Here is a 15808-nt window from a genome sequence, read left to right as displayed (position 1 = left end):
CGTCCACCCATTTTTTTCCGGGGCTCCGCCGTCAGCGGTGGCGGCGTCGTCAGCGGCGCCGTCCGGCCCGCCCGCCGAACCGATGCCGGCGGCGCCGGCCCCGCTTTCCCGAGCGCGTCTTTCCGAACCCTTCGCATCCAACCGGGACACACATCATGACGGAATGGGCGGTCGTCACCGGCGGCAACCGGAACATCGGCGCGGGCATCGCCCGCCGGCTGACCGAGGACGGCTATCGGGTGATCGTGGCGTCGCGCACCCCGCCGGAGCACGACTTCCACGCCGGCTACGTGCCGATGGATCTGGCCGATCCGGAGGCGTCGGCGGCGGCGCTGGCCGGGTTCATCGGCGAGCGTCCGGTGACGCGCTTCGTCCACAACGCCGCCGTCGCCCCGCTGGCGCCGGGGGATGCCGTGTCGGCCGCCGAACTCGCCCGCGTCTACGCGGTTAATGTCGGCGCCTTCGTCGCGCTGACGCAGGCGCTGCTGCCGTCGATGCGCCGCCAGGGCGTCGGGCGGATCGTCGCCATCGGCAGCCGCGCCGCGCTGGGCAAGGAGGGGCGGACCGCCTACGCCGCCAGCAAGGCGGCGCTGTCCGGCCTGGTGCGAACCTGGGCGCTGGAGCTGGGCGGCGACGGCGTCACCGTCAACGTGGTGGCGCCCGGCCCGGTGCGCACCCCGCTGTTCGACGTCTCCAACCCGCCCGGCCACCCGATGACCGAGAAGCTGCTGCACGGCGTGCCGGTCGGCTTCATCGGCACGCCGGACGACGTCGCCCACGCCGTGTCCTTCTTCGCCAGCGACGCCGCGCGCTTCGTCACCGGGCAGGTGCTGTTCGTCTGCGGCGGCACCTCCATCGCCTTCAAGGACCCGGAGGGCCGCCCGCCGGTGACCCACCGCCACGCCGCCGCCTTCCCGGGGCGGGGGCGGTGAGCGGCCTTCCCGGCCGCATGGCCGCCATCGCGATCCGCGAGCCCGGCGGGCCGGAGGTGCTGCGCGCGGTGACGCGCCCGCTGCCGGTCCCGGCGGCGGGGGAGGCGCTGATCCGGGTCGCCGCCGCCGGGATGAACCGGGGCGACCTGCTGCAACGGCAGGGGCTCTACCCGCCGCCGCCCGGCGCCTCCGACCTGCCGGGGCTGGAGGTTTCGGGGCTGGTGGTGGCGCTCGGCGCCGGGGTGCAGGGGCTTGCCGTGGGAGACCGCGTTTGCGCCCTGGTCGCCGGGGGCGGCTACGCCGAGTTCTGCGCGGCGCCGGCGGCGCAATGCCTGCCGGTCCCGGACGGCCTCGACCTCGCGACGGCGGCGGCGTTGCCGGAGGCGCTCTGCACCGTCTGGACCAATCTGGCCGAGCGCGGGAATCTGCGCCCCGGCGACCGCGTGCTGATCCATGGCGGGGCCAGCGGCATCGGCACCATCGCCATCCAGGCCGCCCGCCTCCTCGGCGCCGCCCAGGTCTTCGCCACCGCCGGCAGCCCGGACAAGCTGGCGCTCTGCGCGGATCTCGGCGCCGACCGCGCCATCGACCACCGCAACGAGGATTTCGTCCGCGTCGTCCGGGACGCCACCGGCGGGCATGGGGTGGACGTGATTCTCGACATGGTCGGCGGCGATTATCTGGAGCGCAACATCGAGGCGCTGGCGGTCGAGGGGCGCCTCGTCCACATCTCCTTCATCGCCGGCTCGCGGGGCTGCGCCGAGCTTCGCCCGGTGATGACCAAGCGGTTGACCATCACCGGCTCGACTCTGCGCGGGCGCGATGCCGCCGACAAGGCGGCCATCGTCGCCGGGGTGCAGGCATCGCTGTGGCCGCGCGTTGCCGACGGGACCCTGCGCGCCGTGCTCGATCGCGGCTTCGCGCTGACCGAGGCCGCCGACGCCCACCGTTTCATGCATGAGGGCCGCCACAAGGGCAAGATCCTGCTCCACACCGGTTGGCGGCCGTCCAGGACCGACACTCAAAACTGACCCTGGGGAGGGAGAAGCGACATGACCAAGCACGGCATGACCAAACAGCGTGCGTTGATCGCCGCCGCCGTCTGCGGCCTGCTGGCCGCCGGCACCGGCACCGCCCAAGCGTCCGGCGACGCGGTGATCGTCGGGCTGCTCGACGACCTGTCGGGTCCGACCGCCGATTTGTCGGGCAAGGGCAAGGTGGTCGCCGCCCAGATGGCGATCGACGATTTCGGCGGCAGCGTGCTCGGCAAGCCGGTCCGGCTTCTCGCCTCCGACCACCAGAACAAGCCGGAGATCGCCAGCACCCAGGCGCGCGAATGGTACGACCGCGACGGGGTGGACATGATCACCGGCATGTCGAACTCGGCCGTGGCGCTCGCCGTCCGCGCCATCGCCCGCGAGCGCGGCAAGGTCGACGTCATCGCCGGCGGCACGGCGGATTCGCTGATCGGCGCCGACTGCTCGCCGACCGGCATCCTGTGGACGGCGACCGCCCGCGCCATCGCCGGCACCACGGCGGCGGTGGTGTCGCAGACCGAGAAATCCTGGTTCATGCTGACCGTCGACTATTCGGGCGGCAAGTCGCTGGAGGCGGCGGCGGTCGAGGTGCTGAAGGCTAGGGGCGCCACCGTCGCCGGCACCGCCCGCCACCCCTTCAACAACGCCGACTTCTCGTCCTTCCTGCTCCAGGCGCAAAGCTCGGGGGCGAAGGTGCTGGCGCTGTCGAACACCGGCGCCGACACGCTGACCGCCTTGAAGCAGGCCAACGAGTTCGGCATCCGCGACGGCGGCATGAGCATCGTCGGGCTCTATTTCGACACCACCCAGATCAAGGCGCTGGAGGACGAGGCGGTCAAGGGCCTGACCTACACCTCGAGCTTCTACTGGAACCGCGACGCGCAGGCGACGGCCTGGGCCAAGCGCTTCATGGACCAGCGCGGCGTGCTGCCGTCGCAGAGCCAGGCGGCGACCTATTCCAGCGTGCTGCATTACCTGAAGGCGGTGAAGGCGGCGGGGACCACCGACTCCCCGAAGGTCATCGCCGAGATGCAGAAAATTCCGGTCGAGGATCCCGTCACCGGCAAGGGCTGGGTCCGCGCCGACGGCCGGGTGATGTACGACATGTATGTGATGCGGGCCAAGGCGCGCGCGGCGATGAGCGGTCCGCTCGACCTCGTCGATCTGGTGAGGACCGTGCCGCCGGACGAGGCCTTCGGCCCGATCAGCCCCGAGTGCCACCTGAAGAGCTGAGGCGGTTCGGCGCGGCCGTCGCGGACGATCGCCTCGGCCTGGTCGGCGTGGATGACAAGGCCGACCGCCATGGTCGGCATCTCCGCCTCGCGGCGCACCCGCTCGGCGAAGCCGACCTGATAGCCGTAGGCGAGCGAGATCCGCGTCTCGATCGGCGAAGCGCCGGTGATGCCGCCCGACGAGCAGCCGAAACTGTCCCCCCAGCGCTTCAGGATGCGGACGAGCGCCACGCTGTCCTCGACCGCCCAGCCGCCGTCGTCCTCGGTGGAGACGCGCGGGACCAGCGGCTTGTGCTCCGGCCAGGAGGCGCGGACCCGCTCCACCATCTCCAGCGCGAAACGGATGCGGTTCCCGAAGGAGCCGCCATAGGCGTCGGTCCGCCGGTTGGAGGCGGGCGACAGGAACTCGTGGATCAGGTAGCCGTGCGCGGCGTGCAGTTCGAGCACCTCATAGCCGGCGCGGTCGGCGCGCGCGGCGGCGCTGCTCCAGGCCTCCACGCAGTCGGCGATGTCCTGGCGGGTCATCGCGCGCGGCATCGGGTAGCCGTCGTCCTGCGGGATGGCGCTCGGCGCCTGTCAGGCGACACGTCAAACTGCCCCCCTGGCGACACGAGGGAGGGAAGGGGACTTGAGGGATGCCGAGCTTGAACGAGGTTCTTCCGCGGGGCATTGAACCGCGGAGGGACGTGATGAAGGCGCGGATGACGTGTCGGCGATGCTGAAGCTGAAGGCGCTGGGCTGGGGTCTGTTGACATTCATTGAGTTTCCAAGACGGTTGCTACGAGGTGGATGGCCGCCGCGAAACTGGTGTCGGTTTTGTCGTATCGCGTGGCGATACGGCGGAATCCTTTGATCTTGCAGAAGAAATGCTCAACCAGATGGCGCCGCTTGTACATCTCGGCGTCATGGGGAATCGGAGTGGTGCGGTCGGCCTTGGATGGAATGACGGCGACCGCCCCACGCTCGGCGACCAAAGCGCGGATGGCGTTGCTGTCGAAGGCTTTGTCGGCCAGCAAGGCGGAGAACTCGATGCCCTTCAAGACCGGCGCGACGCCGACGCTGTCATGCCGCTGGCCCGGCAGCGGGATGAACCGCACAAGGTTGCCCAGCGCATCGGCCACGGCCAGGATCTTGGTCGTCAGCCCGCCGCGAGAGCGACCGATGGCCTGAGCCTGAGTCCCCCCTTGCGCCGGTGCCGTGCTGATGCACCCGGACAATCGTTCCATCGATGATCGCGTACTCGAAGTCCGCGTCGCTCGATAAGGCGGTGAAGACCTCGTTGAAGACACCAGCCTTGGCCCATCGCCGAAAGCGCTGGAACACCGAGTTCCAATTGCCGAACGCTGCGGGCAAGTCCCGCCAGGGCGCTCCAACGCGGACAATCCACAGGACCGCCTCCAAAAACAGGCGATTGTCCGCCGCCGAGCGGCCGGGATCGCCCACTTTGCCGGGAAGATGCCGCGCTATCCGCTCCCACTGATCATCCCGCAGAACCATCCGATCCAAGGCCACCTCCTATTTGGCAGCCTCGAATCAGATTTCACAAGCCAGCGGAATCCCCTTTCGTTCTTCGAATGTCAACAGACCCTAGATCCCATGGGAGCGGAATTCCGCAGTCGTGCTCATATGAGTCCTGATGCGGCACTTTGAAAACTCTCTGCCGCCGCAGCCATGGAGGACGTGATGGTTGACACCTGCACCGAGAGGCTTCCGCGTGGAGCCCACGAAATGACCGGGTTTCCGGACAGGGGCGCGACGGGTGCCGGTGTTCCGGCGGCTCCCGCGGGCGGTCTGCGGAACGGGGCCGAGGATGAGCGGTCGTGGGGCGCCGCCGTGTCGGAAGGTTGGCCTTCGCCCCCCGCATCGCTCCCGACATCGCTCGCGATGGATCGAGCCCGAGGAGACGTCTGATGTTCTCACGCACCAGCAGCAGAATGGTGAAGTTCTCGCACCCCTTCGTGTTGACGGGGATCGACGGCGTCCAGCCGGCGGGGACCTACACGGTCGAAACCGACGAGGAGCTGATCGAAGGCTTGTCCTTTCCCGTTTACCGGCGTGTCGCGACGGTGATCCTGCTGCCGGCGCCCGTCGGTGGCCCGGTCCGCTTCCAGGCCGCCACGATCGATCCCGTGGAACTCGAGCAGGCCGAGCGGGCCGACGCCGCCCTCGCATAGGCTGCCCTCACCCGGATGGCCACTGGCGACGCCTTCGGTCTGCCCAGGAGTGAAGGTCTTTCACAGAATGTTCGGCAGCCAGCCGATGGCGCTCATCGCTTCCCAGGTGGCCGTCAGAACGGTTGCGGACAGCAGGAAGACCCCGGCCGGGGCGGCGCAGAGCAGCGCGCCGTCCTCCTCCAGATAGGCGAAGGCGATCAGGGCGGTCCTGGCTCGCGGCGAAGGGCGACGCCCGCTTCAACGCCGCCACCTTCATGGTGTCGCTCCAGGACTTCTCCCAGGTCGGCGACACGGCGGTGTTCCCGGGCGAGCCGACGGTGGACTTCATCGAGCAGCAGATGATGGAGCGCGGCTATCTCGACAGCCGGGAGATGAGCAACATGTTCAACCTCCTGCGCTCCAACGACCTGATCTGGTCGAACGTCGTCAACAACTGCCTCATGGGCGACAAGGCGCCGGCCTTCGACCTCGGGCGTATCCCGCAGGACGTCTACGCGGTCGGCGCCGAGAAGGACCACATCGTTCCCCGGGACGCCGCGTGGCGCGTCACCCGCCTGCTCAAGGGGGGCAAGGTGCGTTATGTGCTGGCGTCCAGCGGGCACATCGCCGGCATCATCAACCCGCCCGGCGGCAAGGGCACCTATTGGGCCGACGCCGCCGGGCGGGACGCCGGTCAACCCGGCGCGACCGCTCAGGCGTGGCGCGGGCAGGCCACCGCGCACAGCGGCAGTTGGTGGACGGATTGGACGGCGTGGCTGGCCAAGCGGTCGGGGCGAACCGGAAAGCCGCCGGCTCTGGGCAGTACGGCGCATCCCCCGCTCGCGGACGCGCCCGGCGCCTGCGTGCTGGAAAAATGATGCCGCCCCGCCCCATGTGGTCTCCAGAAGCGGATGTCAGGGTCACAACCCCGCCATCGTCCAAACAACGAGGACCGCCAACAGCGCCAGGGCAATCCAGAGGCCGGTGGTGCCCATGCCAAGAGCTGGTCCGGCGTTCCCGCCGACCGCGTTTCCGTCCACCGACGTGGCGGAGCCGCCCTCGGGCAGCAGCGTCACCAGGCGGTCCGCGACCGTGCCGGCGTCCGGAGACCCGGCCTGTTGCGTGGGAAGCCGACGCAGGATGACGGCAAGCGCCGATGCGGCGGCGTCCCTCGGCAACGCCGCCAAGCGGGCCGCCTCGGCCCAGGGATCGATGTCGAGCCGCGCCAGCGCCGAGAGGACACTGAGCGGGGTTCCGTTCGTTTCCTCCCACAGCGGGGCGGACAGAAATTCGCTCAAATCGGAATGATGCAGGGTGTATTCGGCGCGCAGAGGCATCTTGTCCTCCCACAAAATCATGTGACTGACTCTTATGTATGGCGTTTCGTCGAACATTCATCCGAAAATTTCGTAAGAAGAATCAAAGACTGTAGACGGTATCGGAAGGTGCGCGATCATGTATTAAGAAATATCTTTCTCATCAGTTCGGCGATGAGCGGACCGGCGGAATTCATCATCACGCCATGCAGAGGAATGGTGTCAAACGGGTGGCAGAGCTTCGTCGCGGTGCTGGCGCAGTTCCGGGGCGCCATGTGAGGGCTCGCCGTGCCGCCGCTCGTAGACGCCGCCGTCGCCCGCGACCCGAACCCCCTGGACCACGCGCCGGGCCCTGTCGTCCGAGGCGCCGAGGCTGCGCAGGGCATAGTCCATCAGCCCGAAGGCGAGTTCGCGCTCCCCCATGATCGCCACGCCCACGCCCTGCCTCTCCAGGTGGGCGACCTCGGCTTCGCGGTGGGTCCGCACCGCCGTGTCGATGCCGGGGTTGATCCGGCACGCCAGCTCGAGAACGCGCCGCGTCTGGTAGCCCTCGGGCGTGGCGACCACGATCAGCCGGGCCCGCCGGGTGCCGGCGGCGTCCAGAACGCCCGGTGTCGTCGCGTCCCCATAGACGGCCGGCACGCCGCGTTCCCGCAACGCCTCGACCCGCCGGCGGTTCTGGTCGATGACCATGATCGGCAGATTCTGGCTCGTCAGGCCCTTGCCGACGACGCTGCCGACCGTCCGTAGCCAACGATGACGGCATGATTCCGCGGGCCCTCGTCGGCCGGAGGCAACGCCGACAGGCTGTCGGCTCTCCGGCGCTCGAGCCGGCCCAGCATCCCCGGCCGCAGGCGCAGCCAGCCTGCCAGCCGGTCGAGACCGGCGGACACCAGCGGGTTGAGGGTGATCGACAGCAGCGCGCCCGCGAGGATCAGGTCGCGTCCCTCTGGCGGCAGAAGCCCCAGCGTCACCCCGAGCCCGGCCAGGATGAACGAGAACTCGCCGATCTGCGCCAGACTGGCCGACACCGTGAGCGCGGTCGAGGCCGGATGGCCGAACGCCAGCACGATGCCGAAGGCCGCCAGCGATTTGCCGGGGAGCCAGCGATTTGCCGGGGACGATGACCAAGAGGACCGCGAGCACCGCGAATGGCTCGCGGAGCAGGATCGTCGGGTCGAACAGCATGCCGACCGAGACGAAGAACAGCACCGCGAAGGCGTCCTGAAGCGGCAGCGCGTCGGCCGCGGCCTGATGGCTGAAGTCGCTTTCGCTCAGGACGGCACCGGCGGAAAAGGCCCCGAGCGCGAAGGAGACGCTGAACAGTTCGGCCGAGCCGAAGGCGATGCCGAGCGCGATCGCCAGCACCGAGAGCGTGAACAGCTCCTCGTTGCACCACCAGTCAGGGAGCGCGGTGTGGCTGATCGAAGACAGGGTGATGAAACGGGGCTCGGCGATGGGGCGGTTTCGCCATAGGGATCTGCCGCGGAAGCATGCGCGGGTGTTTCCTGGGGCGGCCTCAGCCCTTCTTCCGCTCAGCCCTTCTTCCGGGGAGACCTCTCGCTGGTGGTTTCCTTCTTGTTCAGGAAGGTCGCCACCGACATGGCGGCGACCGGCTTGGCTGCCTTCGGCTTGCGGATTTCGCGGTTGCCGCGTTTCTGTCCCTTGGCCATGGCGTGGTCTCCTCGGCACCCGGTCGGCGGGTGCGGTGCGGTGCGGTGGAAAGGAAAAAGGCCCCGGGGCCGGTCTTTGGCGCGAGGCCCGGAGGCGCCCGGACGAGTGCCGGAGGTTTGGGGATGACCCGACACCTCCGGCATCATGCTCAGTCCAGGAACTTCAGGTTGTCGGCGGACATCTTGCCGCTGCGCTGGTCGGACACCAGTTCGAAGCCCAGCTTCTGGCCTTCGCGCAGATCACCCAGCCCGGCCCGCTCGACCGCGCTGATGTGAACGAAGGCGTCGTTGCCTCCATTGTCCGGCGCGATGAAGCCGAAGCCCTTTTGGGCGTGGAACCATTTCACGGTTCCCGTCGTCATGGAAACCTCCTTTTCAAACATGGATTTGGCTTGCCCGCGAAACCGCGGGCCGTCGAATTCGCATTTTCAGGTGATCATATTCTTCGACTCGTCCGCGCTTTACTGCGCCATCTCAAGTCGTATGCCCGTCCATCGACCTGCGGAATATAGGGATTTTATTGCAATGTTGCAAGGAAAATCTGAAATTTTATTTATGCATCAGGAATCATTGTCGGAAATTATTTGGCGCTGATGGTGCGGCGTTGCTTCCGGAAAGCGCCGATGAACGCCATCGTGTGAAGGAGCGCCCGTCCGGACCTTCCTGATTTTGTCGTCATTTTGAACGCGTTCCCGCGCCGATTCACATATGGCCTCAATGTCGAGAGCCGATCCGGCTCGCCTCCGTCTCGCCGGGTTCGGCGATTCCTTCTAACGCCTCAGTCATAGCGGGGCCGCAGAGGCGGTTCGGCACGGAAAAAGAGCCATATGTACTAGCATCAACAGCGGAGCTCCGTGTTACCAAGAGCCAGTTTCATTTTAGCGAGCAGATAATTATTTCGGGATGATGCCAACGGAGAGCGGCCATTCGCCGAATGGTCCAGGTCTTTTGGCTTTGCAGAGCGGATGCCCGATCATGACCACGCTGACTGTCTTCCTCATCGACCCGAACCGCCTGTTCCGGGCGGGGTTGAAGCGCGTTCTCGACGGCGCGCACTTCGAGGTGGTCGGCGAGGCCGCCAGCCTCCATGAGATCACCGCATCCGAGGCCGACCTGATGCTGATCGATCCCGCAGCGGGCGACATCACGGAAAGAGCGTTCCAGACCCTGCGCCTCGCTCATCCCAAGGCCCGCATCGTGGTTCTGACCTCGGAACTCGATGCCCGGCATCTGGCGGCGGCCCTGCGGGCCGGCGCCAACGGCTATCTGCGCAAGGACATCGCCAGCGAATCCCTGATGCAGTCGCTGACGCTGGTGATGATGGGCGAGACGGTTTTCCCGACCGAGCTGGCCGCGTTGCTGCTCGGTGGCCAGACGGCGGTGGACGAGCCGCAGTCTCAGCGCAAGGGGCTGTCTCCGCGTGAAACCCAGATCCTGCATTGCTTGCTCGCCGGCAGCAGCAACAAGACGATCGCCAACCACCTGAAGATCACCGAGGCGACGGTGAAGGTCCACCTGAAGAGCCTGCTGCGCAAGATCAACGCCACGAACCGCACCCAGGCGGCGATCTGGGCGATGAACAACGGCATCGGCCAGGCGTCGGTCGTTCCGGCGACCGTCTGAACGCCGTTCCGGCCGCTTGGAGGGGCCGCTTCCTGTTGGAGCAGGGTTTGGGGCGTCATCATCGCGCGGCCACAGCCATACGCCGACGGCACCATCGTCACAGTGCGACGCTGGGCCGCCGCCGACGGCGAAGCGCCGTCCCGGAGGCGAGCGGTTCTGACGTTCGGCATGGCGCATCCAGCGTAGGGTGTATTGCGGAGCCGACCGCCGAAGGCGTAGGGTGCCTCCACTTCCAAAAGGTGGGCTGTCATGAAAACGGCGATCACGGTGCGGATCGACCCGGAACGGCTCGCAGCTCGGCGTTGCGCCGAACAGGAAAACCGCACGCACGCCAGCCTGATCGAAACCGTGCCGAGGCACCGGACCGCTCGAAAGGGCGGTCCCGATCCGCGCAGGCGCCACGTCACCAACACGCCCAAGGTGTCCCAGGCTCCATGACGATGCACGCCGCCACGGCGCTGGACAGCGCTTTCCAGTCCCTTCCCAAGACCCCCAGCGGCATCGACGGGTTCGACGACGTCACGCTGGGCGGCCTGCCCGCCGGGCGGCCGACCCTGGTCTGCGGCGGCGCCGGCTGCGGCAAGACGCTGTTCGCCATGACCTTCCTGGTCAACGGCGCGCTCCGCTTCGACGAGCCCGGCGTCTTCATGAGCTTCGAGGAGCGGGCCGAGGATCTGGCGGCCAACATCGCCTCGCTCGGCATCGACGTGCCCGGCCTCGTTGCCGCGAAAAAGCTGGCGATCGACCATGTCCGTGTCGAGCGCAGCGAGATCGAGGAGAGCGGCGAGTATGACCTGGAGGGGCTGTTCGTCCGCCTCGGCCACGCGATCAAGACCGTCGGCGCCAGGCGCGTCGTGCTGGACACGCTGGAGGCCCTGTTCTCCGGCTTCACCGACACGGCGGTCCTGCGCGCCGAGTTGCGGCGCCTGTTCGGCTGGCTCAAGGAGCAGGGCGTCACCGCCGTCATCACCGGCGAGCGCGGCGAGGGCCAGCTCACCCGGCACGGGCTGGAGGAGTATGTCTCGGACTGCGTGATCCTGCTCGACAACCGGGTCGAGGAGCAGATCACCACCCGGCGGCTGCGCATCGTCAAGTACCGCGGATCGGCCCACGGCACCAACGAGTACCCGTTCCTCATCGACGGCCAGGGCATCAGCGTCGTGCCGATCACCTCGGCCGGCCTCGCCCACACGATCTCGAACGAACCGGTGTCGAGCGGTGTGCCCGGGCTCGACGCCATGCTGGGCGCCGGCGGCTTCTACCGCGGGTCGAGCGTCCTGGTCACCGGCGGCTCGGGCACCGGCAAGACCATCTTCGGTGCGCGCTTCGCCGCCGCGACCTGCGAGCGGGGCGAGCGCTGCCTGCTCTTCACCTTCGAGGAATCGCCCGAACAGCTCGTCCGCAACCTGTCCTCCGTCGGCACCGATCTGCGGCCCCACATCGCGGCCGGGCTGTTGCGGGTCGAATCGGCGCGCCCCAGCCTGTTCGGCTTCGAGATGCATCTGGCCCGCATCGTCCGCGACGTGCTGCGGTTCCGGCCGACCGCCGTGGTGGTCGATCCGATCTCCGCCTTTCACGGGCCGAACTCCGAGATCCAGGCGGCGCTGCTGCGGCTGATCGACATCCTGAAGGATGGCGGGATCACCGCCCTGTTCACCGGGCTGACGGCCTCGACCCAGTTGAGCGACACCGAGCATATGGTGTCCTCGCTGATGGACATCTGGATCTCGCTGCGCTGCATCGAGGAGACGGGCGAACGCAACCGCGGTCTTTATGTCCTCAAGGCGCGCGGCATGAGCCATTCCAACCAGATCCGCGAATACCGCCTGACCGGGGAAGGGGTCGTCCTGACCGAACCCTACATCGGTCCGGGCGGCGTCATGACCGGATCGGCGCGGGTCATGGAGGAGGTGCGCGAGCGGGCCGAGGCCTTGCGCCGGGACCGCGAGCGCGCGCTGCGCCGCCGCGAGCTGGATCGCAAGACCGCCGCCATGGAACGGCAGATCGCCGAGCTGCGGGCGGCGCTGGAGGCCGAGACGGCGGAGGTGGCAATGCTGGACGAACAGGCGGCGCTGCGCGAGCGCACGCTCCAACAGGACCGCCAGACGATGGCGGCGATGCGGGGCGCGGCGGAATGAACGGGAACGACGGCCATGCGCCCCTGCACCCCGCCGAGACGCCGGACCTCTCCGCCGACACCGGTTCGCCCGATGGGCCCTACAGCCTGCGGCTCTACGTGGCGGGGCAGACCGCCAAGTCCCTGGCCGCCATCGCCAACCTCAAGCGCATCTGCGAGGAACATCTGGCCGGCCGCTACACCATCGAGGTGATCGACCTCCTGGTGAATCCGCAACTCGCCGCGGGCGACCAGATCGTCGCCATTCCGACGCTGGTGCGCCACCTGCCGCAGCCGCTGAAGCGGATCATCGGCAACCTGTCGAACACGGAGAAGGTCCTCGTCGGCCTCGACATCCGGCGCAAGGAGATTTCATGAGCGATGATCCGGGCTCCCCTCCCGGGGAGCCCCACTACACGCTCCGCCTCTACGTGACCGGTTCGACCCCCCGTTCCACCCGGGCCATCGAGAATCTGCGCCGCCTTTGCGCCACCCATCTGGAGGGGCGCTACGACCTCGAGGTGATCGACATCTACCGGACCCCCACGGCGGCGGTCGAGCAGCAGATCATCGCCGCTCCGACGCTGGTGAAACTGCTGCCCCTGCCGCCGCGCCGGGTGGTCGGCGATCTCTCGGACGGCGACAAGGTCCTGGCCGGGCTGGGCATCCGGCCGCGCCCGCCCGCCCACGCCGGTGATGGTCCCTGAACATGCCGTCCAGCCCCATCTCCCGGCACGATGATGCGATCGCCGATCTCCGGCGCGAGTTGGCGGAGGCGCGGGCCCGGCTGCGCGAGGCGGAGGAGACCATCGAGGCGATCCGCGGCGGCGAGGTCGACGCCGTCGTCGTCGGAGGCGTCGACGGCCATCAGGTCTACACGCTGGAAAGCGCCGACCGCCCCTACCGGGTGCTGATCGAGCAGATGCAGGAAGGGGCGGTGACGCTGAATCCCGACGGCGTCGTGCTCTATTGCAACCATCGGCTCGCCACCCTGCTCGGCCGGCCCCAGGAGCGCATCGTCGGCGGCACTTTCGACCGCTTCGTGCCCGACGAGGACCGCGCGACCTTCGCCGCGCTGCTGTCCGGCAGCGCCGGGGCGGGCGGGCGCGGCGAGGTCACGCTGCTGGCGGCGGGCGGCGTCCTGGTGCCGGCCCATCTGTCCTTCGCCGTGCTGCCGGGCGGCGAGGAGCGCATCCTGTGCGGCGTCGTCACCGACCTCACCCAGCAGCGCCGGCGCAACACGGAACTGGCGGAGACCAACGCCCGGCTGACCGCCGAGATCGCCGAGCGCGAGCGCACCGAGGCGAAACTGCGGCAAGCCCAGAAGATGGAGGCGGTCGGCCAGTTGACCGGCGGCATCGCCCATGATTTCAACAACCTGCTGATGATCATCTCCGGCAACCTCGAACTCGCCCAGGGGCGGCTGCCGGCCGACGGGGAGGCGCGGCCGCTCGTCGCCCAGGCGATGGGGGCCGCCGAGCGCGGCGCCCGGCTGACCCGGCAGCTCCTCGCCTTCTCCCGCCGGCAGAACCTCCAGCCCCAGGTCCTGAACATCAACACGCTTCTGCCCACCCTGGCGTCGCTGATCCATCACGCCGTCGGCGCCGCCATCACGGTGGAGATGGCCGAAGCGGCGGAGCTCTGGCATTGCCGGATCGATCCCCATCAGTTCGAAAACGCTCTGCTCAACCTCGCCATCAACGCACGCGACGCGATGCCGGACGGTGGGCGCCTGACGGTCGCGACGGACAACCTCACGCTGGACGAGGCGGCGGCGGCCGGCATCGCCGGCGCCCAGCCCGGCCGCTACGTCGCCGTCTCGGTTGCCGACACCGGTCACGGCATGGACGCCGACACGCTGGCGCGGGCGCTGGAGCCCTTCTTCACCACCAAGGAGATCGGCAAGGGATCCGGGCTGGGGCTGAGCATGATCTACGGCTTCGTCCGCCAGTCGGGGGGCTTCGTCACCCTGCGCAGCGCGCCGGGGGAGGGCACGCGGGTCAGTCTGCATCTGCCCTGGGCCGAGGCGCAGGCTTCGGCGGAGGTGGCGGCCGTCCCGCAGCCGGCGCAGGGCGATGGCCACGGCACCGTGCTGGTCGTGGAGGACGACGTCGATGTGCGGCGGCTGGTGGTGCAGCTCGTGCAGGCACTGGGCTACACGGTGATCGAGGCGGAGAGCGGCCCGGCGGCTCTGGCGGTGCTCGACCGGGGGGAGGGCATCGACCTCCTGTTCTCCGACGTGGTGATGCCGCAGGGGATGAGCGGCATCGATCTGGCGCGCGCGGTGCGCCACCGGTGTTCCGGCATGGGCGTCCTGCTGACCTCCGGCTTCACCGCCGGGGAACGGGTGCGCGATCCTCTGCTGGAGGTGGAGTTCCCCATTCTGCGCAAACCCTACCGCCACGAGGAACTGGGCGAGGCGATCCGCCGGGCTCTTGTTTCGGCCAGCGCCCCGGCGAGCGTGATCCCGGCGGTTGCGATCCCGGTGAGCGGATCGGAGACGGTGCCCGCGCTGGAGCCGGCCGCCGCCGGCCGGCGGTCTCCGCGTGTCCTGCTGGTCGAGGATGAGGCCCTGGTGGCGATGGCGGTCGGGGCGATGCTGGAGGATCTGGGGTTCGAGGTGGTCGGTCCGGCGGCGACGCTCGCCGACGCTCTGGCGATGGCCGGTGGGGAACCGCTGGACGCGGCGCTCCTCGACGTCAGCCTGCGCGGGGTGCTGTCCTACCCGGTTGCCGACGTCCTGGCCGCGCATGGGGTGCCGGTGGCGTTTGCCACCGGCTATGGCGCCGGCTCCCACCCGGAGCCGTACACGGCGGCACCGACGCTGGGCAAGCCCTATGGGGTCGAGCAGTTGGCTCAGCTCATGAGCAGCCTGTTGGCCGGACCTGTTGTAAGGCGTGGAGACCATCGGCCTGTCGCCTGAGCGTCGTCCACGCATCCGGTGCCGAAGCCGGCGGTTCGTCGCGGGATGCCCGCGATCGCGCGGCCCGATCCCTCCGCCAACCCGACACGCCGTGCGCTCGATGGTGCGCAACGAAGGACCGCAGGATCTGTTGGAAACGCGGAGCATGGTTTGACGCGCGTCTCATCGGTGGTGCCTCGAGCGGAATGGAACGCCCTCAACAGGCAGAAGGTAGCGCGCGTGGGAAAGATCCTCCTGGCCGAAGACGAGGCGGTTGTGCGGATGCTGTTGGCGGAGGTGCTCAGCGAGGCCGGCTATGAGGTGATCGAGGCCGCCGACGGCGCCGAGGCCCTGGCGCCCGATGTCGGCGTGATCGTCAGCGACGTGATGATGCCGGGGATGACGGGGACCGACTGGGTCGCGGCCGCGCGCGACCGTCCGGGGATCGGCGTGATTCCGGTCATCTTCATGAGCGCCCTGCCGCTGCCGGCCGCGGCTGTTCCCTTCACCACCGTGTTTCTCCCAAAACCTTTTTCTTCGGAGAGGCTGGTGCGGATTTTGCGGCAAACCCTGAGCGATGACGGCCGGGCACCGCTTGAACCCGCCGTCCCATGATTGCCCGCTGCCGAGGCCCGCCCGGGCGCCGTGCGGCGGGTTACCGGAACCGGAGCGGGCCGCTTCGGTTTTGCCGTATCCTCCCTTATCCTGGGACAGGGAAATCCGGTCTCGAGTATCTTAAGCTGTGAGAGCCCGGCGTCTGCGTTGGGCAGCTTTTTCTTTCCGCGGGACGTTTCATGCCGAGTGATTTTTCCGAGAACACTTGG

At 68.6% G+C, this 15808-nt stretch carries 17 protein-coding genes and 3 pseudogenes; 12 read left to right on the top strand and 8 right to left on the bottom strand.

The features are described from left to right. Positions 1 to 155 precede the first annotated feature (155 nt). The 3 genes from JN22_RS06340 to JN22_RS06330 are packed head-to-tail and all read left to right on the top strand — an operon-like array spanning position 156 to position 3202. The gene (locus JN22_RS06340; protein ID WP_143268160.1) at positions 156 to 932 is read left to right on the top strand and encodes an SDR family NAD(P)-dependent oxidoreductase; all 777 of its coding nucleotides are present in this window, start codon (positions 156 to 158) and stop codon (positions 930 to 932) included. A 17-nt stretch (positions 933 to 949) separates the two neighbouring features. Beyond that, on the top strand, positions 950 to 1963 hold the full coding sequence (locus JN22_RS06335) for an NAD(P)H-quinone oxidoreductase (protein ID WP_085553096.1): 1014 nt from the start codon (positions 950 to 952) through the stop codon (positions 1961 to 1963). Positions 1964 to 1984: 21 nt separating this feature from the next. Continuing rightward, positions 1985 to 3202 (top strand): ABC transporter substrate-binding protein, encoded by a 1218-nt coding sequence (locus JN22_RS06330; RefSeq protein ID WP_085553095.1) that lies wholly within the window; start codon positions 1985 to 1987, stop codon positions 3200 to 3202. Between the two features lie 20 nt (positions 3203 to 3222). Here the strand turns inward: JN22_RS06330 and JN22_RS06325 are convergent. Together JN22_RS06325 and JN22_RS06320 are read right to left on the bottom strand one after the other, a co-directional pair. Further along, positions 3223 to 3738, bottom strand: a pseudogene (locus tag JN22_RS06325) (oxidoreductase); the annotation flags it as partial. A 218-nt stretch (positions 3739 to 3956) separates the two neighbouring features. After that, positions 3957 to 4698: pseudogene (locus JN22_RS06320) on the bottom strand (IS5 family transposase). A 413-nt stretch (positions 4699 to 5111) separates the two neighbouring features. Here JN22_RS06320 and JN22_RS06315 point away from each other — a divergent pair. Together JN22_RS06315 and JN22_RS06310 are read left to right on the top strand one after the other, a co-directional pair. Continuing rightward, the gene (locus JN22_RS06315; RefSeq protein WP_085553093.1) at positions 5112 to 5375 is read left to right on the top strand and encodes a hypothetical protein; all 264 of its coding nucleotides are present in this window, start codon (positions 5112 to 5114) and stop codon (positions 5373 to 5375) included. Positions 5376 to 5629: 254 nt separating this feature from the next. Continuing rightward, positions 5630 to 6232 (top strand): class I poly(R)-hydroxyalkanoic acid synthase, encoded by a 603-nt coding sequence (locus JN22_RS06310; protein WP_211099582.1) that lies wholly within the window; start codon positions 5630 to 5632, stop codon positions 6230 to 6232. 42 nt (positions 6233 to 6274) lie between these two features. Here the strand turns inward: JN22_RS06310 and JN22_RS06305 are convergent, their stop codons facing one another. The 6 genes and pseudogenes from JN22_RS06305 to JN22_RS06285 all read right to left on the bottom strand — a co-directional run bounded on the left by JN22_RS06305 (position 6275) and on the right by JN22_RS06285 (position 8705). Beyond that, positions 6275 to 6748, bottom strand: a complete 474-nt coding sequence (locus JN22_RS06305; RefSeq protein ID WP_085553092.1) for a hypothetical protein — start codon at positions 6746 to 6748, stop codon at positions 6275 to 6277. Positions 6749 to 6892: 144 nt separating this feature from the next. Then, a complete protein-coding gene (locus tag JN22_RS06300; protein WP_247877486.1) occupies positions 6893 to 7363 on the bottom strand; it encodes an NAD-binding protein in 471 nt (156 codons plus the stop codon). Positions 7364 to 7383: 20 nt separating this feature from the next. Next, positions 7384 to 7740, bottom strand: a complete 357-nt coding sequence (locus tag JN22_RS34800) for a hypothetical protein (RefSeq protein ID WP_282183167.1) — start codon at positions 7738 to 7740, stop codon at positions 7384 to 7386. 109 nt (positions 7741 to 7849) lie between these two features. Next, a pseudogene (locus JN22_RS34795) lies at positions 7850 to 8038 on the bottom strand (cation:proton antiporter domain-containing protein); the annotation flags it as partial. Between the two features lie 167 nt (positions 8039 to 8205). Continuing rightward, positions 8206 to 8343 carry a hypothetical protein gene (locus tag JN22_RS06290; protein WP_179166083.1) on the bottom strand — a complete coding sequence of 46 codons (138 nt, stop codon included), beginning with the start codon at positions 8341 to 8343 and terminating at the stop codon, positions 8206 to 8208. A gap of 149 nt (positions 8344 to 8492) precedes the next feature. Continuing rightward, the gene (locus JN22_RS06285; RefSeq protein ID WP_085553091.1) at positions 8493 to 8705 is read right to left on the bottom strand and encodes a cold-shock protein; all 213 of its coding nucleotides are present in this window, start codon (positions 8703 to 8705) and stop codon (positions 8493 to 8495) included. A gap of 613 nt (positions 8706 to 9318) precedes the next feature. Between JN22_RS06285 and JN22_RS06280 the strand changes: the two genes are divergently transcribed. The 7 genes from JN22_RS06280 (at position 9319) to JN22_RS06250 (ending at position 15599) form a co-directional block, all read left to right on the top strand. Then, the gene (locus tag JN22_RS06280) at positions 9319 to 9966 is read left to right on the top strand and encodes a LuxR C-terminal-related transcriptional regulator (protein WP_085553090.1); all 648 of its coding nucleotides are present in this window, start codon (positions 9319 to 9321) and stop codon (positions 9964 to 9966) included. 249 nt (positions 9967 to 10215) lie between these two features. Continuing rightward, entirely contained in the window at positions 10216 to 10404 is a 189-nt protein-coding gene (locus JN22_RS06275) for a hypothetical protein (RefSeq protein ID WP_143268158.1), read from the top strand. Then, positions 10401 to 12104: a circadian clock protein KaiC gene (gene kaiC, locus JN22_RS06270; RefSeq protein ID WP_085553089.1), complete on the top strand. Its 1704-nt coding sequence runs from the start codon at positions 10401 to 10403 to the stop codon at positions 12102 to 12104. Before JN22_RS06275 ends, kaiC begins: the two co-directional genes overlap by 4 nt. Continuing rightward, positions 12101 to 12460 carry a circadian clock KaiB family protein gene (locus JN22_RS06265; protein ID WP_085553088.1) on the top strand — a complete coding sequence of 120 codons (360 nt, stop codon included), beginning with the start codon at positions 12101 to 12103 and terminating at the stop codon, positions 12458 to 12460. Before kaiC ends, JN22_RS06265 begins: the two co-directional genes overlap by 4 nt. Next, complete coding sequence (locus JN22_RS06260; RefSeq protein ID WP_085553087.1) at positions 12457 to 12789, top strand: circadian clock KaiB family protein; 333 nt, start codon at positions 12457 to 12459, stop codon at positions 12787 to 12789. Before JN22_RS06265 ends, JN22_RS06260 begins: the two co-directional genes overlap by 4 nt. 2 nt (positions 12790 to 12791) lie before the next feature. After that, positions 12792 to 15005, top strand: coding sequence for a response regulator (locus JN22_RS06255; protein WP_085553086.1), 2214 nt, complete (start codon positions 12792 to 12794; stop codon positions 15003 to 15005). Positions 15006 to 15224: 219 nt separating this feature from the next. Continuing rightward, positions 15225 to 15599, top strand: coding sequence for a response regulator (locus JN22_RS06250; RefSeq protein ID WP_179166056.1), 375 nt, complete (start codon positions 15225 to 15227; stop codon positions 15597 to 15599). Positions 15600 to 15808: the final 209 nt, after the last annotated feature.

The organism is Azospirillum agricola (genome assembly GCF_020005195.1).
Classification (GTDB): Bacteria; Pseudomonadota; Alphaproteobacteria; order Azospirillales; family Azospirillaceae; genus Azospirillum; species Azospirillum agricola.
The sequence above is the reverse complement of the archived record's forward strand: the minus strand, read 5'-3'. Positions and strand labels throughout refer to the sequence as shown.